This window comes from Comamonas halotolerans (genome assembly GCF_030162935.1).
GTDB lineage: Bacteria > Pseudomonadota > Gammaproteobacteria > Burkholderiales > Burkholderiaceae_C > Comamonas > Comamonas halotolerans.
Genome location: NZ_JASAUZ010000049.1, coordinates 1 through 417 on the forward strand (window position 1 = coordinate 1; position 417 = coordinate 417).

The 417-nt window shown below is 66.9% G+C and carries 1 protein-coding gene; it reads right to left on the bottom strand.

Annotated elements, in window-relative coordinates; all coding sequences use genetic code 11:
- The coding region (locus tag QEP11_RS15645; protein ID WP_349816780.1) for an Ig-like domain-containing protein at positions 1-417 on the bottom strand (417 nt) is incomplete at both ends.

Consider the following 417-nt stretch of genomic DNA (forward strand, 5'->3'; position numbering starts at 1 on the left):
GGTCCGTGGGCACTTGCACAGTAGTGCCATCGGGCCAGGTCACCGTCACTGTGGAGCCCGGCTCGCTGACCGTGCCCGAGACCGTGGGCTTGTTGTCGCCATCGGCATCGCTGATCGCAACCGTGGTGCTCGGCGCTGTGGTGTCCACCGTGTAGCTTTGCGAACCCGTCACCGGTGCGCTGGCGTTGCCCGCCGCATCGGCAAACGTGGCCTCGGCCGTGACCGTGGGGCTCGCAGCGCCTGCCAGCACATTGCCCGGCACCTGGGCCGTCCAGGTGCCATCCCCGTTGTCGGTGGCTGCATACGATTGACCGTCCACCCGCACAGTGACTGTAGTGGTGGCTGCATCGGCAGGCACATTGGCCAGCGTCACGGTCACCGGCACATTGGCGCCCGCTTCTGTGCTGTTGACCACAC